The organism is Streptomonospora halophila, assembly GCF_039542725.1.
Taxonomy (GTDB): Bacteria; Actinomycetota; Actinomycetes; order Streptosporangiales; family Streptosporangiaceae; genus Streptomonospora; species Streptomonospora halophila.
This window is the reverse complement of record NZ_BAABIK010000089.1, coordinates 1-595: the sequence shown is the minus strand read 5'-3', so window position 1 is coordinate 595 and position 595 is coordinate 1. Positions and strand designations below refer to the sequence as shown.

General features: G+C 35.1%; 1 pseudogene. It reads right to left on the bottom strand.

Annotated features, from left to right (window positions below):
- Positions 1-390 (bottom strand): annotated as a pseudogene (locus ABEA15_RS25725) (RHS repeat-associated core domain-containing protein); the annotation flags it as partial.
- Positions 391-595 lie beyond the last annotated feature (205 nt).

Genomic DNA, 595 nt, shown 5'->3' with positions numbered 1-595 from the left:
CCCAGTTCTAGAACTGTTGGTATGAATACCTAGTTTTTTAGTGTGTTTTTCTATTGGTAAGTTATAATGATATTTAGGGTTGTTAACATCAATACCTGCTAAATCTTTGAATTTTTGAGTGTATTCTTCAGGAAAACCATGATGAATATCTCTATATGGATGTTTACTGCCTGTATAGTTTTTCCATAGACTTTGTAATTTACTTGTTGGTGTTTTTGCTAACCCAAAAACATCAACCCAACTATTACTATCTTTTACATAAGCATAAAAATTAGGCTCTCCAGAATGTAACCCAATAGGGTCTTGGCTTATGTACGTACCACTTTCTGGTGAGTAATACCTAAACCTGTTGTAACACAGCTCTAGGTCAGCATCAAAATATTGGCCTTGGTATCTAAAGGGTAAACTGCAAAAGAACTTTTGGTACCTACACTAATTACCACTGCTTAAAAATACAAAAAGCTACCTAATTTACTGGATAGCTTTTGTTGTTTGTTTTAGATTAACTTATGCTTTACGGCACAAGTAAGATGCTTGCGCTAGTGGGGAAACAGGGAGGAAAACCAAAAACGCAAAAAACGCCTGAAAGGCAGAT